The following is a 17,159-nucleotide window of genomic DNA, read 5'->3' as shown; positions in this document are numbered from 1 at the left end:
GGGGAACCCGGGGCCGGCACGGACGACAGAAGGCGGCAGGACAGCGGTGGCAGCACATACCCTGGCGGAGATTTTCGATGTCCTGCGCCGGCGGCCCGATGTTGAAGCGCCCAACCTCCACGCCTGGGACGCCACGGACCGGCTGCTCCTGGACACCGCTGTGCAGCTTGGCCGGTCCGGCAGCACCATTGCCGTCATCGGTGACCGTTACGGCGCCCTGACCTTGGGCGCCTCCGCAGTCCTCGCCCCGGCCTCCCTGCGCGTGCACCAGGATCTGGTGACGGGGGAGCGGGCGCTGCGGTTGAACGCCGCGCAATGCGACGCACAGTTGCCGGGATACGCCGGTGACGGCACGGAGTTCGTCCAGCTGCCCCTCGGGCCTGAGCTCCTGGCAGGCGCGGAAACTGTCCTGCTGCAACTGCCCAAGACCCTGGCGGAGCTGGAGGAGATTGCGGCTGCCGTCGCCCGCCATGCGGCCCCCGGGGTGCTGCTGCTGGCCGGCGGCAGGGTCAAACACATGTCCCTGGGCATGAACGCGGTCCTGGAACGCTTTTTCGCGTCCGTCCAGCCGCAGCTCGCCCGGCAAAAGTCGCGGCTGGTCCTGGCCGCCGGACCAAAGCCGGCCGCACCGCCACGCTTTCCGGTGGTGGAGCACCTCGCTGAGCTGGACCTTGACGTTGCCGCCCACGGCGCTGTCTTCGCCGGCGCCAAACTGGACATCGGCACCCGATTCCTGCTGACGTTCCTGCCCGCCATGAAACCGGCACGGCACGCCGTCGACCTCGGCTGCGGCACCGGCATCCTCGCCGCCATGTACGCCCGCCAGTTCCCTGGCGCCGCCGTGACGGCCACCGACCAGTCCGCGGCCGCCGTGCAGTCGGCCCTCGCCACCGCACGGGCGAACGGCCTGGCGGACCGGATCACTGTCTTGCAGGATGACGCGCTCAGTACCTTCCCCGACGGCGCTGCCGATGCCGTCCTGCTGAACCCGCCCTTCCACGTTGGCGCCGGCGTCCACGCGGGCGCCGGGATCAAGATGATCGAGGCGGCAGGACGCGTCCTGGCCGCCGGCGGGGAGCTGTGGACGGTCTTCAACCGGCACCTTGCCTACCTGCCGGCGCTGGAACGGCACGTCGGACCCACCGTCGTGGAAGGCATGAATCCTAAATTCACCGTCACGCGAAGCGTCCGCCGTCCCCGCTGATCCGGGCCGGCGGCTGCCACCCGTTGACCGGCGCCCACCGCCAACCCGCCGCTGACGTGGACCGTTCCCGCGCCGCGCCGCCGCCCGGCCATGTGGGCGGGCGCCCGCCCGTAACGTACGATTCAAAGCATCACCGTATGCAGGTAGCCGAAGACGTTTAGGGGACACCGTGTCTGAGATCCGCCAATCTTCTCCGAGGCGCGGAACCAACTTGCCCAGGATGGGGGATTTCAACCTCACCGTCATCCTCGACGCGATCCGCAGGACCACCGGCGGTTTGAGCCGCGTGGAACTCGCGCAGATCGTGGGCCTGTCCCCGCAGACCATCTCCAATATTTCCCGGCGCCTGCTGGACCAGAACCTGATCGTGGAAGCCGGCAAAGAGGGCAGCGGACCGGGCAAGCCACGCACCATCCTGCGGCTCAACCCTGGCGGAATGTACGCCTTGGGTGTCCACCTTGACCCGGCAGTGACCACGTTCGTGGTCCTGGACCTCGTGGGGGCGGTGGTCCGGCATTCACGCATCAAGACCCCGGGCGGGAACGATCCCTCCGCCGTCATCACCACCATCGCCGCGGAACTGGCGCAGCTCGTCACCGATTCCGGCGTGGACCGCAGCCGCATCGCAGGCGTGGGCGTGGCCGCTCCCGGCCCCATCGACCTGGACAACGGCACCGTGGTGGACCCGCCGCTGCTGCCGGGCTGGGACCGGGTGGAACTGCGTGAGGCGCTGGCCAGGGCCACCGGCTACTCGGTGCTGGTGGACAAGGACGTCACCAGCGCGGCCGTGGCGGAAACCTGGGCGGGCGGCCCCAGCGGCGCGGGGAGCTTCGTCTTCATGTACATGGGGACCGGCATCGGCTGCGGCATCGTCCTCAACGACGAGGTCATTCGCGGAACCTCCGGCAATGCCGGCGAGATCGGCCACATCGTGGTGGATCCGGACGGCCCTCCCTGCGACTGCGGCCAGCGGGGCTGCGTCAAATCCTCCTGCATCCCGCAGGTGCTGGTGGCAGAGGCGGAAGCGGCCGGCATCCTGGAAGGGCCCCCCGCCAGCAGTGCCGCCGAAATCAAGCAGAGCTTCGCCGATCTCTGCGCACGCGCCTACGGCGGGGACGAACGGGCCTCCGCCATCCTGGACAAGTCAGCCGTCCTGGTGGCACGCGCAGTTTCAGTGGTCACCAACACCCTGGATGTTGAACGGGTTGTCTTCGGGGGACCGTTCTGGACGTGCCTGTCCCAACGCTACCTGGAGCTGATCCCGTCCCTCCTGGATACCAACAGCGCCGCCCGCCTGATCCACCCCATCGAGGTTGTGGGCACCGGCGTAGGCGAGGACGTGGGCGCCATCGGCGCAGCATCGCTGGTCCTGGAACATACCCTCGCGCCCCGCGCCCAGCGGCTGCTGCTGGAAAGCTGACCGGACCATGCTTCGCCGGGTATCCGCCACGGTGTCCCTGCTGGCCGCCGCAGCACTGGCCCTCGCCGGCTGTACTCCCGCCGATCCTGCAGGCGGCAAGACGATCAAGGTGGCCTACCAGAAGACGGATTCCTTCACCGCACTGGACACCATGTTCCAGGACGCCAAGAAGGAGTTCGAAGCAGCGCACCAGGGCATCACAGTTGAACTCCAGCCCATCCAGGCAAACGACGACGACTACGGCACCAAACTGGCCCTCGCGCTCAGGTCGCCTGCCACCGCCCCCGACGTTTTTTACGAAGACACTTTCAAGGTCCGTTCGGACGTGGATGCCGGGTACCTCTTGAACCTGGACAGCCGGCTGGCGGCGTGGGAAGACTGGGACAAGTTCGACGCCGGCGCGAAGGAAGCCGGGAAGGCGGACGACGGCGGCACCTACGCAGTGCCGCTGGGCACCGACACACGGGCCATCTGGTACAACAAGAAAGTCTTTGAAGCCGCGGGCATCGCGCTGCCCTGGCGCCCGGCCACCTGGCAGGACATCCTGGACACCGCCAGGAAGATCAAGGCCTCGAACCCCGCCGTGATCCCGTTCAACATGTACGCCGGCAAAGGCACCGGCGAGGGAACAGTGATGCAGGGGTTCTACGAGCTGCTCTACGGCACCGGTGCCGGCCTCTATGACCAGGATGCGAAAAAGTGGGTCGTCGGCTCAGCAGGCTTCAAGGATTCACTCGCCTTCCTCCAGACGCTTTACCAGGAGGGCCTCGCAGTGCCGCCTGCCGATGCGCTGGACCCGAACGTCTGGAAGAAGGTGTTCGGGGACTGGTTTCCGAAAGCACAGTTGGGCGCCACCGTGGAAGGCTCCTATACGCCGTCGTTCTGGCAAAAAGGTGGAAGCTATGAATGGCCGGCGTACGCGCAGGACATGGGCGTGGCCCCGTTCCCCACGCAGAACGGCGGGGCACCGGGTGCCGTGAGCATGTCCGGCGGCTGGACCTTGGCCGTGGGCGCGGAAACCAAGCAGCCTGACCTCGCCTTCACGTTCCTGACCACGGCGCTGAATGCAAAGAACTCCCTGCAGTTCACGGTCGCCAGTTCACAGATCGCCGTCCGCACCGACGTCGCAGCCGATCCGGGCTACCAGTCCGCCAACCCCTTCGTCAAAGACGTGTCCAGCCTGGTGTCGGTGACCCGATACCGCCCCGCCACCTCGGACTACCCCCGGATCTCCGCTGCCGTCCAGGAGGCCACCGAAGCCGTCATCACGGGCAAGAGGACCCCGGAGCAGGCGGCCGCCGACTACGACACGGCCGTGGCAGGCATCGTGGGCGGCGACAAGACCGTCCGGAAGTAGCGGTGGCACGCCACCACCAACGTCGGCAGCTCGCCCGCTACCTGCCGGTCCTGCCGGCCGTCCTGCTGCTTGCTGTCTTCCTGGCGGGCCCGGTGCTGTGGGCGTTCCAGGCCTCGCTGACCAATGCCGGACTGACCGGCCGGCATGCCAGGAACCCGGAATGGGTGGGTCTGGAGAACTACCAGCGGCTGTTGCAGGACCCGGTGTTCCCGCTCTCGCTGGCCCTGACGGTGCTGTTCGTGGGCGGCTCCGCCGTTCTGGGCCAGAACGTCCTGGGACTGGCCCTGGCGGTCCTTCTGCGCCGGGCACGGCCCGCAGTCTCGGCGGTGGTGGGTACCGCCGTCGTTGCCGCCTGGGTCTTGCCCGAAATCGTGGCGGCTTTCGCTGCCTACGCCTTCTTCAGCCGCGACGGGACGCTCAACCAGTTGCTCGGTGGGATGGGACTGGCGGAGGTCGACTGGCTCTACGCCGTGCCCATGCTGGCCGTGATCATGGCGAACGTGTGGCGTGGCACCGCCTTCTCCATGCTGGTGTACCGCGCGGCGCTGGGCGGGGTACCGGCCGAGCTCACCGAAGCGGCACACATGGACGGTGCCGGCGCCTGGCAGCGGCTGGTGTTCATCACCCTGCCGGTGATCCGGGGCAGCATCGCCACCAACCTGATGCTGGTCACGCTGCAGACCCTGGCCGTGTTCACCCTGATCTGGGTCATGACCGCGGGCGGTCCGGCCAACGGCAGCTCCACATTGCCCGTCATGGCCTACCAGGAGGCCTTCAAATTCGGCGATATCGGCTATGGCACGGCGGTCGCTTCGGTGCTGATCCTGATCGGGGCAGTGTTCGGGGCCGCCTATCTTCGACTCTTGCGGGAGCAGAAGCCGTGACCGCCGCACGGACTGCCCTCCGGCCACGGGCCCGCCGCCGTCCGCGGGGGAGCGCGGTGGCGGATGCCGTCCTGCTGGTGATCGGCGCGTGCTTCGTGCTGCCGCTGCTGTGGCTGGTCCTCGGTTCGCTGGACCCGGCCGCCGGGCATGGCACCAAAGTTCCGCTGCGGCCTGCCCTGGACAATTTTTCCGCAGTCCTCACCCCGGAGCTGCTGTTCCGGCCGCTGTGGAACAGCCTGGTGCTTTCTGCAGGGACCGGTGCCGTGACGCTGGCAGCGGCCGTATTGGCTGCCTATCCGCTCTCCCGTTTCCGGTCGCGGTTCAACACCCCGTTCCTGTACGGCATCCTGTTCGGCACCTGCCTGCCGGTGACGGCCATCATGGTTCCGGTGTACGGATTGTTCGTTCAGCTTCAGCTGTTGGATTCCTTGCCCGCCACAGTGCTGTTCCTGTCCGCGACCAGCCTGCCCATGGCCATCTGGATGACCAGGAACTTCATGGATGCCGTGCCCTTGGCCGTGGAGGAGGCCGCCTGGGTGGACGGGGCATCCCGGCTGGCTGCCTTGCGTTCAATCGTGCTGCCGCTCATGGGCCCGGGCCTGGGCGTGGTGTTTATCTTCGTGTTCATCCAGGCCTGGGGGAACTTCTTCGTACCGTTCGTGCTCCTGCTCTCTGAAGCCAACCAGCCGGCGGCGGTATCGATCTTCAGCTTTTTCGGCCAGTACGGGGCCGTGGCGTATGGCCAGCTGGCCGCCTTCTCCATCCTGTACTCCCTGCCGGTGCTGGCCCTCTACGGCATCGTGGCGCGCGGCGCCGGCAACCCGTTGGCGCTGTCGGGAGCTGTCAGGGGTTAGTCGATGTCCTCCAGCACCACCCCGAAGGGGAGGGTATCGTCCAGGTGGGCTTGGTGTCCGTGGTGGGTGTCCACTACGCGGACGCCGTGCAGTTTGTCCGCCGCGGACTGCATCAGGACCGGCCTGACGGTGTCGACGAACAACTGGTTCTTGCCGGCGAGGTACTCCTTGTAACTGTCTGGAAGCTCGGTCATGGCAAAAGGATAGACCTGCCTGGCCCGCATGGGGAGGGGTGCCCATTGCCGTTCCGGGCCCCGCGGTCTTGGATAGGATGGCGGGCGGGACACGGCCGGCCCGGCCCGCGACTCCATCACCGTCACCAGGGGGAATACCAGTGCTTTCGACCAGCGTGCCCGCAAGAATCGAACCGGCGGAGCTGGCCAGGGCGCAGCAGGTGGTCGCGAACATTTCCCGCAGTTTCGACGCCAAGGTGGTGGGGCAGTCCCGGCTGCGCGAATCGCTCCTGGTGGGCCTGCTGACCGGCGGCCACATCCTCCTCGAAAGCGTCCCGGGACTGGCGAAAACCACTGCGGCGCAAACGGTGGCCGAGGCCGTCAGCGCCGAGTTCCGCCGCATCCAGTGCACCCCGGACCTGCTGCCCAGCGACATTGTGGGAACACAGATCTACGACGCCGCCAAAGGAACTTTCGTCACCCAGCTGGGTCCGGTGCACGCAAACATCGTGCTGCTGGACGAGATCAACCGCTCCAGCGCCAAGACCCAGAGCGCCATGCTGGAGGCCATGCAGGAACGCCAGACCTCCATCGGCGGCCAGGACTACCGGCTGCCCTCGCCGTTCCTGGTCCTGGCCACCCAGAACCCGATCGAGCAGGAAGGCACCTACCAGCTCCCCGAAGCCCAAATGGACCGCTTCATGCTCAAGGATGTGCTGGACTACCCCTCGCCTGCGGAGGAAGCGGAGATTATCCGCAGGATCGATGCCGGCATCTTCACCGCGGACCAGAAGCCTGCTGCCGCCGCCTCCCTCGACGCCATCACCGAAATCCAGGCCCTCGCCAGGCGTATCTACATTGATCCTGCGGTGATCAACTACATCGTGGGGCTGGTGTACGTGACCCGGCATGCTTCGCAGTACATCGACTCCCGGCTTGCCGGATTCATCGAATTCGGCGCCAGCCCCCGCGCCAGCATCGCCTTCAGCCAGGCGTCCCGCGCGGTGGCCCTGTTGAATGGCCGCGACCACGTCATCCCCGAGGACGTCAGGTCGCTGGCCCACCGGGTGCTGCGGCACCGGCTGATCCTGAACTTCGACGCCGTGGCCGAGCAAGTGCCGGTCGAATCGGTGATCGACGCCATCGTCGCAGCCGTCCAGACCCCCTGACCCCGCATGCCAAGCCTGCTCCAGCGCGTGAAGTCGAAGATGGCCATCTTCGCGCACCGGAAAGCCCGGGGAATGCTCGACGGCGAATACGGTTCCGTCTTCCGTGGCCGCAGCCTCGACTTCGATGACCTGCGCGCCTACGTTCCCGGTGACGAGGTCCGCGACATCGACTGGAAGGCCTCGGCGCGCCACGGCTCACCCCTGATCCGGCGCTATGTGGCAGTCCGGAGGCAAACAGTCCTCCTCGTTACCGATACCGGGCGCAACATGGCTGCGGAGGCCAAATCCGGGGAGGCAAAGAAGGACATTGCCATCCTCGCACTGGGAGTCCTGGGCTACCTTGCCCTCCGCCATGGTGATGTGGTGGGCCTGGTCTGCGGCGACTCTTCCACCACCCGGTCCCTGCCCGCTAAGGGCGGTGAGGAGCACCTGGAGCGGCTGCTGAGGCACGTCGACACCAACACCAGGCTGGACGGCCCCCCGAGCAGGCTCCAGGACCAGTTGCAGCACGTGGCCGGCAACGTCAAGGGCCGCCACCTGTTGTTCGTCGTCGCGGATGAACTGCCCGCTGATGACGCCACGGGCCAGCTCCTCCGCAGGCTCCGCGCGCAGCACGAGATCCTCTGGCTGACGGTCCGGGACGCGGACCTGGCGCCGTCCAGCCAGGAAATACGGGAGTCTTCCACAGCCGATTCCTACAGCGTCGCCGATTCCGCGGTCCTGGCCTGGCAGCCTGCGGCGACGGCCGGCGTGGCGGCCGCCTATGCCACCGCGGCCGCCCAGCGCGATGCGGAGCGCAAGGCCATGCTGCGTGCTGCGGGGATCGTTGAGGGGGATGTGGCCGCCAGCGACGACGTCATGACCGGCCTGTTTGCCCTGCTGGAAAGGCACCGGCGTGCAGGCTGACCCCGGATTCTACGGACCGCTGCCGTACAACCCCGCATGGGTGTGGTGCGGAGCGGCAATCCTGGCCCTGGTGGCCGGCTGGTACGCCTTCGTGTGGTTAAGCTCCCGTGCCGGCCCCGCTTCCGGTTCCGCACCGGCGCGTCCCGCCCTGACAGACCTCCCGTCGCTCAAGGCCGCCTACCTGCAGCGCATCCGTGACGTGGAACGCGATGCTGCAGCAGGCACCCTCGACGCCCGGGCCGCGCACCAGCAGATCAGCATGCTCCTGCGCGGATTCGTCCGGGACGCCACCGGGGTGGACGCCACCCGGATGACGCAGCAGGACCTGGCGCAGCACCCGCTTCCTGCGGCCGCGGACGCCGTCGAAGCCCTCTACCCGGCCGAATTCGGGCCCGGTCCGCTGCCCTCCGTGGGCGCCTCCGCGGCACGGACTTCGGCGGTGGTGCGCGCATGGAGTTGATGTTGTGGTGGGTGCTGCTGCCGGCTGCCGCTGCCGTGGCGTGGGCCGTGTGGGCCGGGCTGCGGCGCAACGGACGGGAAGACGTTCGACGCCGTCCGGTGGCCCACGCGGACCGGCTCACCGCGCTGCCGGAATACCAGGCAGCCCTTCGGCGGCACCGGAGATGGCTGCTCGTGGCCGGGACCGCGTGTGCCCTGCTGCTGGCCTCGACGGCGGTGGCTGCTGCCCGCCCCGTGGACGTGGCAACCACCAGGCCGGAGCAGCACAACCGGGACATCATGCTCTGCCTGGACGCATCCGGCTCCATGAGCAACGCCGACGCCGCAGTGGTGGACGTCTTCGCCGGCCTGGCCAGGAAGTTCGACGGCGAGCGGATCGGCCTGACCATTTTCGACAGCAGCGCTATCCAGGTGTTCCCGCTGACGGACGATTACGCTTACGCCCAGGAGCAACTCCAGGCCGCCAAGGACGCTTTCGACGGCAAGCCCGGCAGCTCCGGATTCCTGGACGGCACCTGGAGCGGCCGTGGTTCCTCGCTGATCGGCGATGGCCTGGCGTCCTGCCTGAACAGTTTCCAGGGCGCCACCGGCCCGGGTGCCGCCGGACCGCAGCGCTCGCGGTCGGTAGTGCTGGCCACTGATAACTTCCTTTCCGGCAAACCCATCATGACCCTGGAGCAGGCGGCGCAACTGGCCAAGGAAAGGTCGGTGCACGTCTACGCACTGAATCCGGGAGACGTTGACTACGGCGCCGGGACGGACCAGCCGGGCGCCCGGCTGCGGGCTGCGGCGGAGTCTACGGGCGGCTCCTACTACGCCCTGGACAGCCCTGACGCCGTGGCCGGTATCGTGTCCGGCGTCGAAAAGACCAAGGCTGCTGCAATCCAGGGAGCGCCGCGGGCCGTGCTGACGGAGGTTCCCGGAGTACCGCTGGCCACCGCAGCTCTGTCTGCACTGGTACTCTGCGCTGCACTGTGGCAGGTGCAGCCACCGCTGAGGCGCGGCCGGCATGGCACGCCGCCACGTCCCGCCGGGCCGGGGCGCCGTGCATGGTTCAGGCGTTCCGCCGTCGTCCTGCTCGTCGGGGCAGCAGCCCTGCGGCCCGGCCTGCCCGGCGGTAACGTGCCGGCCGCCTCGACGGACCTCAACGTGTTCTTCGTGGTGGACACCACCACCAGCATGGTGGCCGAGGACTACGGCGGCGCAACCCCGAGGCTGGAAGGCGTCCGCAAGGACATCAAGGCCATTGCGGAACAGCTGCCGGGCGCGCGTTTTTCAGTCATCACCTTCGACACCACCGCCCATGTCCGGATGCCGTTGAGCACCGATACCCTGGCCCTTGAGACCATCACCGACGTCCTCGAGCCCCAAGTCACCGCTTACGCCAAGGGCAGCAGCATCACCGCCGCCAGGCAGGTCCTCGCAGAGCGGCTGGCCGCCGCCCGGGACAGCCACCCCGGCCGCCCGCGGCTGGTGTACTACCTGGGTGACGGGGAACAGACCAGTGGCACGGAACCGGAGGCAATGGCTTTCGACGCCGGACTGGTGGCTGGGGGAGCGGTCCTCGGCTATGGCACGGCGGAGGGCGGCCGGATGAAGGAAAACACCGGCCTGGACGCCGGCGACGGCTCTGCCGGCGGCGCTGGGACAGGACCGCACGGCGGATATGTCCAGGACAACGGCGCAGGGGACGCACGCTCCGTCATCGACGAGGGACGGCTCCGGACCATTTCGGCGCAACTGGGCGTACCGTACGTGCATCGGGACACGGGCGCCCCGGTGGCGGACATGATGCGGCAGGTGCACCCGGGAAAGGCGGAACACTCGGACGGCGACGGTTCCGTCGCGGCCCGGACCGAGGTGTACTGGCTGTTGGCCGCCGGTGCGTTCCTGCTGGCCCTGCCCGAAGCGGCGGCGGTCCTGCGCCGGCTGCGCGGGCTCCCGCGGCCGGCACGGGCGGAGGCCGTACGGTGAGGCCTCCGGTCCGCCGCCGTCGCCTGCTGCTCTGGTCGCTGCTGCCGGTGCTCCTGGCGCTGTGCGTGGCGGCAAAGCTCCTCAGCCTCGGCGTCCTCGCCGAGCATGCTGCCGTACGGTACGCGGCCGGGGACGCTTCCGGCGTGGACGCCGCCGCCGGTGGCCTCGGCGTGGCCAACGTGGTGGAGCCGCACAAAGCGCCGTTCGCCGCCGGCGGCGCTGCGGTGCTGCGCGGAGACTACGGGGCCGCCCGGACCGACTTCGAAACGGCGCTCCGCACCGTCCCGGCCGGTTCCGGGGATGAATGCCTGATCAGGGTCAACCTGGCCCTGGTGATCGAACGCCTTGGTGACGAACGGCTGGAGGCCGAGGATCCGGCGTCGGCCGCTGCCCTGTACCAGGCCGCACTGGCCGCGGCGAAGGAGGCACCGGGTTGCTTGTCGCCGGACGCGCCAGCCGGGGCCGGTGGACGGTTGGGGCAAGCCGCCGAACGGCTGGAAGGAAAGCTTAGCTCGGCCGCCCAAGGGCCAGGCCCAACAGCGGCACCGTCGGCGGAGCCCGCGCCTGACCCTTCGGCAGAGGCGCGGCAAAGCCAGCTGGACCAACTTCGGGACAGTGCGCGGCAGGCCGAGCGGGAACGGAACAGCGGCCGTGAACGCGAGCAATACCTGGACGACTCCAGCGGAACGGCGCCGGACCGGCCCTGGTAGGGCTGGTCCGCCGGCGAAGGAAATTCTGCAGAGGGTGTGGAACACGCCGTAAAACTGCGTCTTATTCGGTTGCCGACTTGAATGAACCCTCCGTGCCCCCATAGAGTCGTAGACAAGTTACCGCGGTAACGTGTCAGCGATCCTCCGTTCCGGAGGGTGTGGGTGCCCCCATGTGGGCCTGACATTTGCTCACGGACTACTTCATTCCAGGCGTAACAGTCGCGGCTGCGTCCTCAATGGAGTCCCTCCGTGTTCCCCAAACTCAATTCATTGAGGGTTTCCCTGTAGATTTACCGGCAGGCAACCCCAGTGGCCCAAAGCCAAGGACGCAAATGTCACCACCAAGCCTCATTGAAGCACACCCAAACCTCTCGGACACCGCCCCGGTGGCACTCTCCTATGAGCTGTTCCCGCCGCGCTCCCCGGCCGCCGCCGAGACGCTCTGGACCACCATCCGTGAACTCGAAACCACGGCGCCCGACTACGTCTCCGTGACGTACGGTGCCAGCGGATCCAACCGTGATACCGCCGTCGAACTCATTAACCGGCTCCTGCTCGAGACCACCCTCCGGCCGCTGGCACACCTGACCTGCGTTGGAAACACGCCGCAGGAGCTGGCCGGAATCATCGGCGAACTGCTGGACATCGGAGTGCGGGGCATCCTCGCGCTGCGGGGCGACCTGCCCAAGGACGGCGTCCGGCCCTCCGACGGTGCACTGCGGTACGCCCAGGACCTGATCGAGCTGATCAGGCGGGTGGAGCAGCGGCGTTCAGCCCTGCTCTGCGCCGGAAAGATCGCCGTCGGCGTGGCCGCGTATCCCTCCCGGCACCCGGAATCGCCCAGCGAGGAACACGACGTCGAGGTGCTGCTGGCCAAGCAGCGTTCCGGCGCCGACTTCGCCATCACCCAGGTGTTCTTCGAGACCGAGCAGTACGCGAACCTCCTCACCAGGGCACGCCGCGGCGGAGTCACCATCCCGATCATCCCCGGCGTCATGCCGCTCACCAGCCTCCGCCGGCTCACCCGGCTCGGTGAACTGGCCGGCGTCGAACCGGCACCCGCACTGATGGAACGCCTGGCCGCCGCCGACAGCGACCTCGAACGCCTCCACATCGGCGTCGACGCCACGGTGGACCTGGCCAATGCCGCCCTGGATGCCGGAGCCCCCGGTATCCACCTCTACACCTTCAACGAGCACCAAAGCGCGCTCGAAGTGCTGGACAAGCTGGCCCTGCCGCGCCACAGCCGCCTGGGCACCCGCCGGGACTCCGCCGCCCGGCCCCAGCTCGCCAGCTGAGCACTTCCCGGCCGAACCCCACAGACCACCCCCGCACGCTCCACACTTCCTAGGAGAACTCCATGCCTGAACTGACCGCGCCCAAAAACACCCCGTTCCCGTCGGCATCGCTGCTCGGCTACCCGCGCATCGGCCGCCGCCGCGAACTCAAGAAGGCCGTTGAAGCTTACTGGGCAGGCAAAATTGACGCCGCCGCCCTCGACGCCGCCGCCAAGGACATCCAACTGACCATCGCCCGGCGCCTGCAGGACCTTGGCCTGACCGAAGCCGCCGCCGTGCCGGGGACGTTCTCCTATTACGACCAGGTCCTGGACACCACCGCCCACCTGGGCGCCGTCCCGGCCCGCTTCGGCAAGCTCCTCGACGCCGAGGGCCGCCTGGACATCGACGCGTACTTCACCCTGGCCCGCGGCAACAAGGACCAGCAGCCGCTGGAAATGACCAAGTGGTTCGACACCAACTACCACTACCTGGTCCCGGAGATCGGCCCGGAGACCGAATTCACCCTTGCCTCCACCGCCAAGGTGGACGAGTTCGCGTTCGCGCTGGAGAACGGCATCGAGACCCGCCCCTACATCGTGGGTCCGGTCACCTACCTGCTGCTGTCCAAGGCGTCAGACGACGCACCGGCCGGCTTTGCGCCGCTGTCGCGGCTGGCGGACATCCTCCCCATCTACGTCCAGCTCCTCGAACAGCTCGCTGCCGCCGGCGCCAGCTGGGTCCAGCTCGACGAGCCCGCCCTGGTGGTCGACCAGGACCTCCCTGCGGCCCAGATCGAAGCCGCGGTTGCCCGGGCCTACGAGGTACTGACCGCTGCGGCCAACCGCCCGCAGATCCTGGTCTCCACCCCGTACGGTTCCCTCGACGGACAGCTTGGCACCCTTGCTGCCACCAACATCGACGCCCTGCACATCGACGTTTTCAAGGGCGCCGTTCCGTCCGCCGCGGTGCTGGCAGGACTGGGCAACAAGACCCTGGTTGCCGGCGTCGTTGACGGGCACAACATCTGGCGCAACGACCTCGCAGCGTCGGCGGCGAAGCTGGACGAGCTGAAGGGCGCCGCCGCCAAGGTCGCCGTCTCCACCTCCACCTCCACCCAGCACGTTCCCCACGACGTCGAGGAAGAAACCCAGCTGTCCGCGCAGCTCCGCAGCTGGCTGGCGTTCTCCGACCAGAAAGCCGCCGAAGTCAAGATCCTGGCGTCCTGGCTGGCCGACCCCGCGGCCGCACAGGCAGCCATCGATGACGCCACCGCCGTGATCGCTTCGCGTGCCACCGCCCACGGTGTCCGCCGCCAGGATGTGCGGGCCCGCACCGAAGCATTGACGGCTGCCGACTTCAGCCGTTCCGAATACGCCGTCCGCGAAGCCGCCCAGGAAGCGGCGCTGCAGCTGCCGCCCCTGCCCACCACCACCATCGGCTCCTTCCCGCAGACCTCGGAGATCCGTTCCGCCCGTGCCCGCAACACCAAGGGCGAGCTGAGCGACGACCAGTACGAGCGGCTCATGAAGGACGAGATCAAGCGCGTCGTGGACCTGCAGGAAGAGCTGGGCTACGACGTCCTGGTGCACGGCGAGCCCGAGCGCAATGACATGGTCCAGTACTTCGCCGAGAACCTCGAAGGCTTCGACGTCACGGTCCACGGCTGGGTCCAGTCCTACGGCTCCCGCTGCACCCGCCCGTCCATCCTGTGGGGCGATGTGACCCGCACCGCCCCCATCACGGTTAAATGGGCGGAATACGCCCAGTCCCTCACCGCCAAGCCCATGAAGGGAATGCTGACCGGGCCCGTCACCATCCTGGCCTGGTCCTTCGTCCGCGACGACCAGCCGCTGGGCGAGACCGCCAACCAGGTTGGCCTGGCGCTGCGCGATGAGATCGCCGACCTCGAAGCCGCCGGCATCAAGGTCATCCAGGTGGATGAGCCCGCCCTGCGCGAGCTGCTCCCGCTGCGCAAGGCGGACCAGGCCGGTTACCTGAAGTGGTCCGTTGACTCCTTCCGCCTGGCCACCGCCGGTGCCGCAGACGCCACCCAGATCCACACCCACCTCTGCTACTCGGAGTTCGGCGTGATTATCGACGCGATCGACGGCCTGGACGCCGACGTGACCTCCATCGAAGCAGCCCGCTCCCGCATGGAGGTTGTCCACGACCTCGAGTCCCACGGTTTCGGCCGCGGCGTTGGCCCCGGCGTCTACGACATCCACTCGCCGCGCGTTCCGGGCGAAGCCGAAGTCACCGAGCTGCTGTCCACCGCCGTCAAGCACGTCCCGTCCCGCCAGCTTTGGGTCAACCCGGACTGCGGCCTGAAGACCCGCGGCTACGCCGAGACAGAAGAATCCCTGCGCAACCTGGCCAAGGCAACCCAGACGGTCCGCGCCGGCCTGCTGGAAGCGGCCAAGTAGGAAGTTTGAGAAGCGGGCAGGCGGCCGGTCACATCACGTGGCCGGCCGTCGCCGGTTTCTTCATCCGCCATGCGCCGACCGTCAGCCACACCGCCGACACCACGATGGCCGCAATGCCCACCAGCGTCGGGACCGCATTGTCGGCGGAGAACCCGGATTCCCCGATAATCCACCCTTGCGCCATATAGGCCAGCCCGGCCAGCGCCATCGCATAACCGGCTGTCCGGGACATTCGGTGCGAAGCGGCCACCACGAAACCCAACAACACCAACGCCGTGCCCAGCAGGATACTTTGATAGCTGCGCATGCCCCATTCCAGCCAGCGGATGCCCTCAGCCGTGGCGAACCGCGAGGCCTTCGCCGGTTCGGGCGAGGCAGCCCAGGCGTCCACGGCCTGTTTCAGGGCCACCCCGTCCACCGCCTGCAGGGCCGCGTACAGCGCAATGGCCGCAGCAGCGAAAAGGGCACCAAAGCGTGCGGTCCACGCGAGCGACCGGCGCTGGCCACCGAGCACGGTGCCCAGGCAAACCAGGCCCGCGCCCACCAACGCCATGCCCACGAACTGGCCCAGATGCACGGCGGTCCAGATTCCACTGTTGGCGTAGGCGGTGAAGGATGCCACGTGATCATTCGCGTCGTGGGATTCGGCGTGCAGGACGCCGGCGAGGATCGACACCACGACGCCGGCCAGCAGCAGCGAGGACGCCAGCCGCCGGGTTCCGCGACTGTCATTAAACACATCCATGGCGCCTGCACTCCTTAGTGCCGGGGTGTCACAACAGCGCCGGCAACCTCACGACTCCCAGACGATCTCGTCGTCGACCACGCCGTCCTGGTCAGCGCAGGCCACCAGGACCTCATCGGTGAAGTGCTCGCCGAGGGTGAAGTCCAGGACAAAGTAGCGTTCGGGCTGGCCGGGGTAGATGCCCACATGGCCGAGCTTCAGTGCTTTGAGGAACACCTCATTGGTGAGCTGGCTGCGGTCCTGGACACCGAACACCTTGTGCAGATGTTCTTCCTTGAGCGCGTTGCAGTGGAAATGCAGGTATTCCTGCGGGCTGGTGCCCTCCTGCTCAAGTTCCTCGGCGATCATCTCGCGGACCTCGTCCACCAGTTCGGGCAGGAAACGCAGCCGGTATTCGACTTTCCGGAGCGCGGCTTCATCGAAGTGGTCGTGGGCATTGATGTTCAGGTCGAGTTCCAGCGGGTGGCCGCGCAGCTCGTGCCGGGCGGCGAAGAGATGATCCATGCCGTGGTTCAGGTCGATCTCTCCAAAGTGCTGGCTCGCTACCTTGTTCATATTCTCAACATAGACCCGAAGTCCGGCCCATTCCAGCGTTCGGGGCTAATTCACTGCGGTGCGCATGCCGGCAAGGGTTTCAGCCAGCAGGTCGACGAACAGCTGCACCCGTGCCGTTTTCCGGTCATTGATCAGAAGCGCGAACACGTTGCGTGCCAGCCGGATCTCGGGGACGTCCAGCACCACCACCCCAGCTGGTTTGTTCCGCAGCGCGAGCTCCGGGACAAGGGCGGCGCCCAGCCCGGCAGCTGCCATTTCCAGGCTTGCGTGGAAGTCGTCGCTGTGCGCCACCACGCGCGGGTGCAGGTTGCAGCCGGCGAAGAGCCGCTCAATCACCATGGCATCACTGGTGCCGGGGTGGTGCATGATCCATGGCATGTCGGAGAGATGGTCCGCTGCCACCTTCGCGTCGGCGCGGAATCCCCAGCCGGCAGGCAGCACCACCCGGAAGTCGTCGTCGCCAATCCATTGCCGGTTGATCGTGTTGGGCCACGCGAAGCCGGTCTGGCCCACCTGGAACACCACCGCCAGGTCGAGGTCGCCGCCCGTCCGCAGCCCCTGGATGGTTTGGCCCGGTTCAGCCACGGACACCCGCAGGTCAATGCCCAGCTTCTTCCAGGCCGGATTTTTCAGGATCCGGGGCAGGACATAGGTGGCGAGGCTGGGGAAGATTCCCAGCCGGAGCTCCTGGCTTCCCGTGTCCTGTGCCCTGGACGCGGCCGCCATCAGGGCTTCGATGTCCGTGAGCACTTTCGCGGCGTGGCGGGTCATGACGACGGCGGCTTCCGTAGGGACCACGGCCCGCGCCGAGCGCTGGAAGAGCGTGACGCCGGTGTCCCGCTCCAGGGCGGACATCTGCTGCGAAACAGCGGAGGCAGTATAACCAAGTGTCGCGGCGGCCGCGGCGAATGAGCCAAGCCGCGTGACCTCCAATAAGGTCTTCAAGTGCACGGGGTTTACCACCAGCCCACAGTACTGCACCCATCCGCCGCCGCCACGGTACCGAATTGCCCTCTGTACACCCGGTCCGGCGGCAGATGTCCAAC

Annotated in this window: 16 protein-coding genes; 12 read left to right on the top strand and 4 right to left on the bottom strand. The window is 67.8% G+C overall.

What is annotated here, in order from left to right:
* Positions 1–46: 46 nt before the first annotated feature.
* From AC4EEV_RS02215 to AC4EEV_RS02195, 5 genes are all read left to right on the top strand, one after another.
* Positions 47–1,204, top strand: coding sequence for a class I SAM-dependent methyltransferase (locus AC4EEV_RS02215; protein ID WP_109044470.1), 1,158 nt, complete (start codon positions 47–49; stop codon positions 1,202–1,204).
* Between the two features lie 220 nt (positions 1,205–1,424).
* On the top strand, positions 1,425–2,624 hold the full coding sequence (locus AC4EEV_RS02210; protein WP_133831660.1) for an ROK family transcriptional regulator: 1,200 nt from the start codon (positions 1,425–1,427) through the stop codon (positions 2,622–2,624).
* A gap of 7 nt (positions 2,625–2,631) precedes the next feature.
* Positions 2,632–3,981 carry an extracellular solute-binding protein gene (locus tag AC4EEV_RS02205; protein ID WP_133831659.1) on the top strand — a complete coding sequence of 450 codons (1,350 nt, stop codon included), beginning with the start codon at positions 2,632–2,634 and terminating at the stop codon, positions 3,979–3,981.
* 2 nt (positions 3,982–3,983) lie between these two features.
* Positions 3,984–4,865: a carbohydrate ABC transporter permease gene (locus AC4EEV_RS02200; RefSeq protein ID WP_109044473.1), complete on the top strand. Its 882-nt coding sequence runs from the start codon at positions 3,984–3,986 to the stop codon at positions 4,863–4,865.
* A complete protein-coding gene (locus AC4EEV_RS02195; RefSeq protein WP_491330055.1) occupies positions 4,862–5,719 on the top strand; it encodes a carbohydrate ABC transporter permease in 858 nt (285 codons plus the stop codon). The genes AC4EEV_RS02200 and AC4EEV_RS02195 overlap by 4 nt, the downstream gene beginning before the upstream one ends.
* Here AC4EEV_RS02195 and AC4EEV_RS02190 read toward each other — a convergent pair.
* The gene (locus AC4EEV_RS02190) at positions 5,716–5,943 is read right to left on the bottom strand and encodes a hypothetical protein (RefSeq protein WP_109044475.1); all 228 of its coding nucleotides are present in this window, start codon (positions 5,941–5,943) and stop codon (positions 5,716–5,718) included. The genes AC4EEV_RS02195 and AC4EEV_RS02190 overlap by 4 nt on opposite strands.
* 110 nt (positions 5,944–6,053) lie before the next feature.
* On the opposite strand from AC4EEV_RS02190, the gene AC4EEV_RS02185 reads away from it, so the two are divergent.
* The 7 genes from AC4EEV_RS02185 (at position 6,054) to metE (ending at position 14,813) form a co-directional block, all read left to right on the top strand.
* Positions 6,054–7,061 (top strand): AAA family ATPase, encoded by a 1,008-nt coding sequence (locus AC4EEV_RS02185; protein ID WP_109044476.1) that lies wholly within the window; start codon positions 6,054–6,056, stop codon positions 7,059–7,061.
* Between the two features lie 6 nt (positions 7,062–7,067).
* Positions 7,068–7,967: a DUF58 domain-containing protein gene (locus tag AC4EEV_RS02180; protein WP_491330054.1), complete on the top strand. Its 900-nt coding sequence runs from the start codon at positions 7,068–7,070 to the stop codon at positions 7,965–7,967.
* Positions 7,957–8,427 carry a hypothetical protein gene (locus tag AC4EEV_RS02175; RefSeq protein ID WP_109044478.1) on the top strand — a complete coding sequence of 157 codons (471 nt, stop codon included), beginning with the start codon at positions 7,957–7,959 and terminating at the stop codon, positions 8,425–8,427. The genes AC4EEV_RS02180 and AC4EEV_RS02175 overlap by 11 nt, the downstream gene beginning before the upstream one ends.
* Positions 8,418–10,400, top strand: coding sequence for a vWA domain-containing protein (locus AC4EEV_RS02170; RefSeq protein ID WP_491330053.1), 1,983 nt, complete (start codon positions 8,418–8,420; stop codon positions 10,398–10,400). Before AC4EEV_RS02175 ends, AC4EEV_RS02170 begins: the two co-directional genes overlap by 10 nt.
* Positions 10,397–11,110, top strand: coding sequence for a hypothetical protein (locus AC4EEV_RS02165; RefSeq protein ID WP_491330052.1), 714 nt, complete (start codon positions 10,397–10,399; stop codon positions 11,108–11,110). The genes AC4EEV_RS02170 and AC4EEV_RS02165 overlap by 4 nt, the downstream gene beginning before the upstream one ends.
* Before the next feature lie 332 nt (positions 11,111–11,442).
* Positions 11,443–12,408: a methylenetetrahydrofolate reductase gene (locus AC4EEV_RS02160; RefSeq protein WP_491330051.1), complete on the top strand. Its 966-nt coding sequence runs from the start codon at positions 11,443–11,445 to the stop codon at positions 12,406–12,408.
* 62 nt (positions 12,409–12,470) lie between these two features.
* Positions 12,471–14,813 (top strand): 5-methyltetrahydropteroyltriglutamate--homocysteine S-methyltransferase, encoded by a 2,343-nt coding sequence (gene metE, locus AC4EEV_RS02155; RefSeq protein ID WP_491330050.1) that lies wholly within the window; start codon positions 12,471–12,473, stop codon positions 14,811–14,813.
* A gap of 28 nt (positions 14,814–14,841) precedes the next feature.
* Here the strand turns inward: metE and AC4EEV_RS02150 are convergent, their stop codons facing one another.
* The 3 genes from AC4EEV_RS02150 to AC4EEV_RS02140 are packed head-to-tail and all read right to left on the bottom strand — an operon-like array spanning position 14,842 to position 17,076.
* Positions 14,842–15,558 (bottom strand): hypothetical protein, encoded by a 717-nt coding sequence (locus tag AC4EEV_RS02150; protein WP_491330049.1) that lies wholly within the window; start codon positions 15,556–15,558, stop codon positions 14,842–14,844.
* Between the two features lie 48 nt (positions 15,559–15,606).
* On the bottom strand, positions 15,607–16,113 hold the full coding sequence (locus tag AC4EEV_RS02145; protein ID WP_018761541.1) for a DUF2004 domain-containing protein: 507 nt from the start codon (positions 16,111–16,113) through the stop codon (positions 15,607–15,609).
* A gap of 45 nt (positions 16,114–16,158) precedes the next feature.
* Positions 16,159–17,076, bottom strand: a complete 918-nt coding sequence (locus AC4EEV_RS02140; RefSeq protein WP_026264521.1) for a LysR family transcriptional regulator — start codon at positions 17,074–17,076, stop codon at positions 16,159–16,161.
* Positions 17,077–17,159: the final 83 nt, after the last annotated feature.

This window comes from Pseudarthrobacter sp. MOO14, from assembly GCF_058267675.1.
The sequence above is the reverse complement of the archived record's forward strand: the minus strand, read 5'-3'. Positions and strand labels throughout refer to the sequence as shown.

What these genes read in the sequence shown, in the direction of transcription:
- AC4EEV_RS02145 (WP_018761541.1), bottom strand. Translation starts at nt 16,113, where the DNA reads ATGAACAAGGTAGCGAGCCAGCACTTTGGAGAGATCGACCTGAACCAC.
- AC4EEV_RS02205 (WP_133831659.1), top strand. Translation starts at nt 2,632, where the DNA reads ATGCTTCGCCGGGTATCCGCCACGGTGTCCCTGCTGGCCGCCGCAGCA.
- metE (WP_491330050.1), top strand. Translation starts at nt 12,471, where the DNA reads ATGCCTGAACTGACCGCGCCCAAAAACACCCCGTTCCCGTCGGCATCG.
- AC4EEV_RS02160 (WP_491330051.1), top strand. Translation starts at nt 11,443, where the DNA reads ATGTCACCACCAAGCCTCATTGAAGCACACCCAAACCTCTCGGACACC.
- AC4EEV_RS02170 (WP_491330053.1), top strand. Translation starts at nt 8,418, where the DNA reads ATGGAGTTGATGTTGTGGTGGGTGCTGCTGCCGGCTGCCGCTGCCGTG.
- AC4EEV_RS02190 (WP_109044475.1), bottom strand. Translation starts at nt 5,943, where the DNA reads ATGCGGGCCAGGCAGGTCTATCCTTTTGCCATGACCGAGCTTCCAGAC.
- AC4EEV_RS02150 (WP_491330049.1), bottom strand. Translation starts at nt 15,558, where the DNA reads ATGGATGTGTTTAATGACAGTCGCGGAACCCGGCGGCTGGCGTCCTCG.
- AC4EEV_RS02180 (WP_491330054.1), top strand. Translation starts at nt 7,068, where the DNA reads ATGCCAAGCCTGCTCCAGCGCGTGAAGTCGAAGATGGCCATCTTCGCG.
- AC4EEV_RS02210 (WP_133831660.1), top strand. Translation starts at nt 1,425, where the DNA reads ATGGGGGATTTCAACCTCACCGTCATCCTCGACGCGATCCGCAGGACC.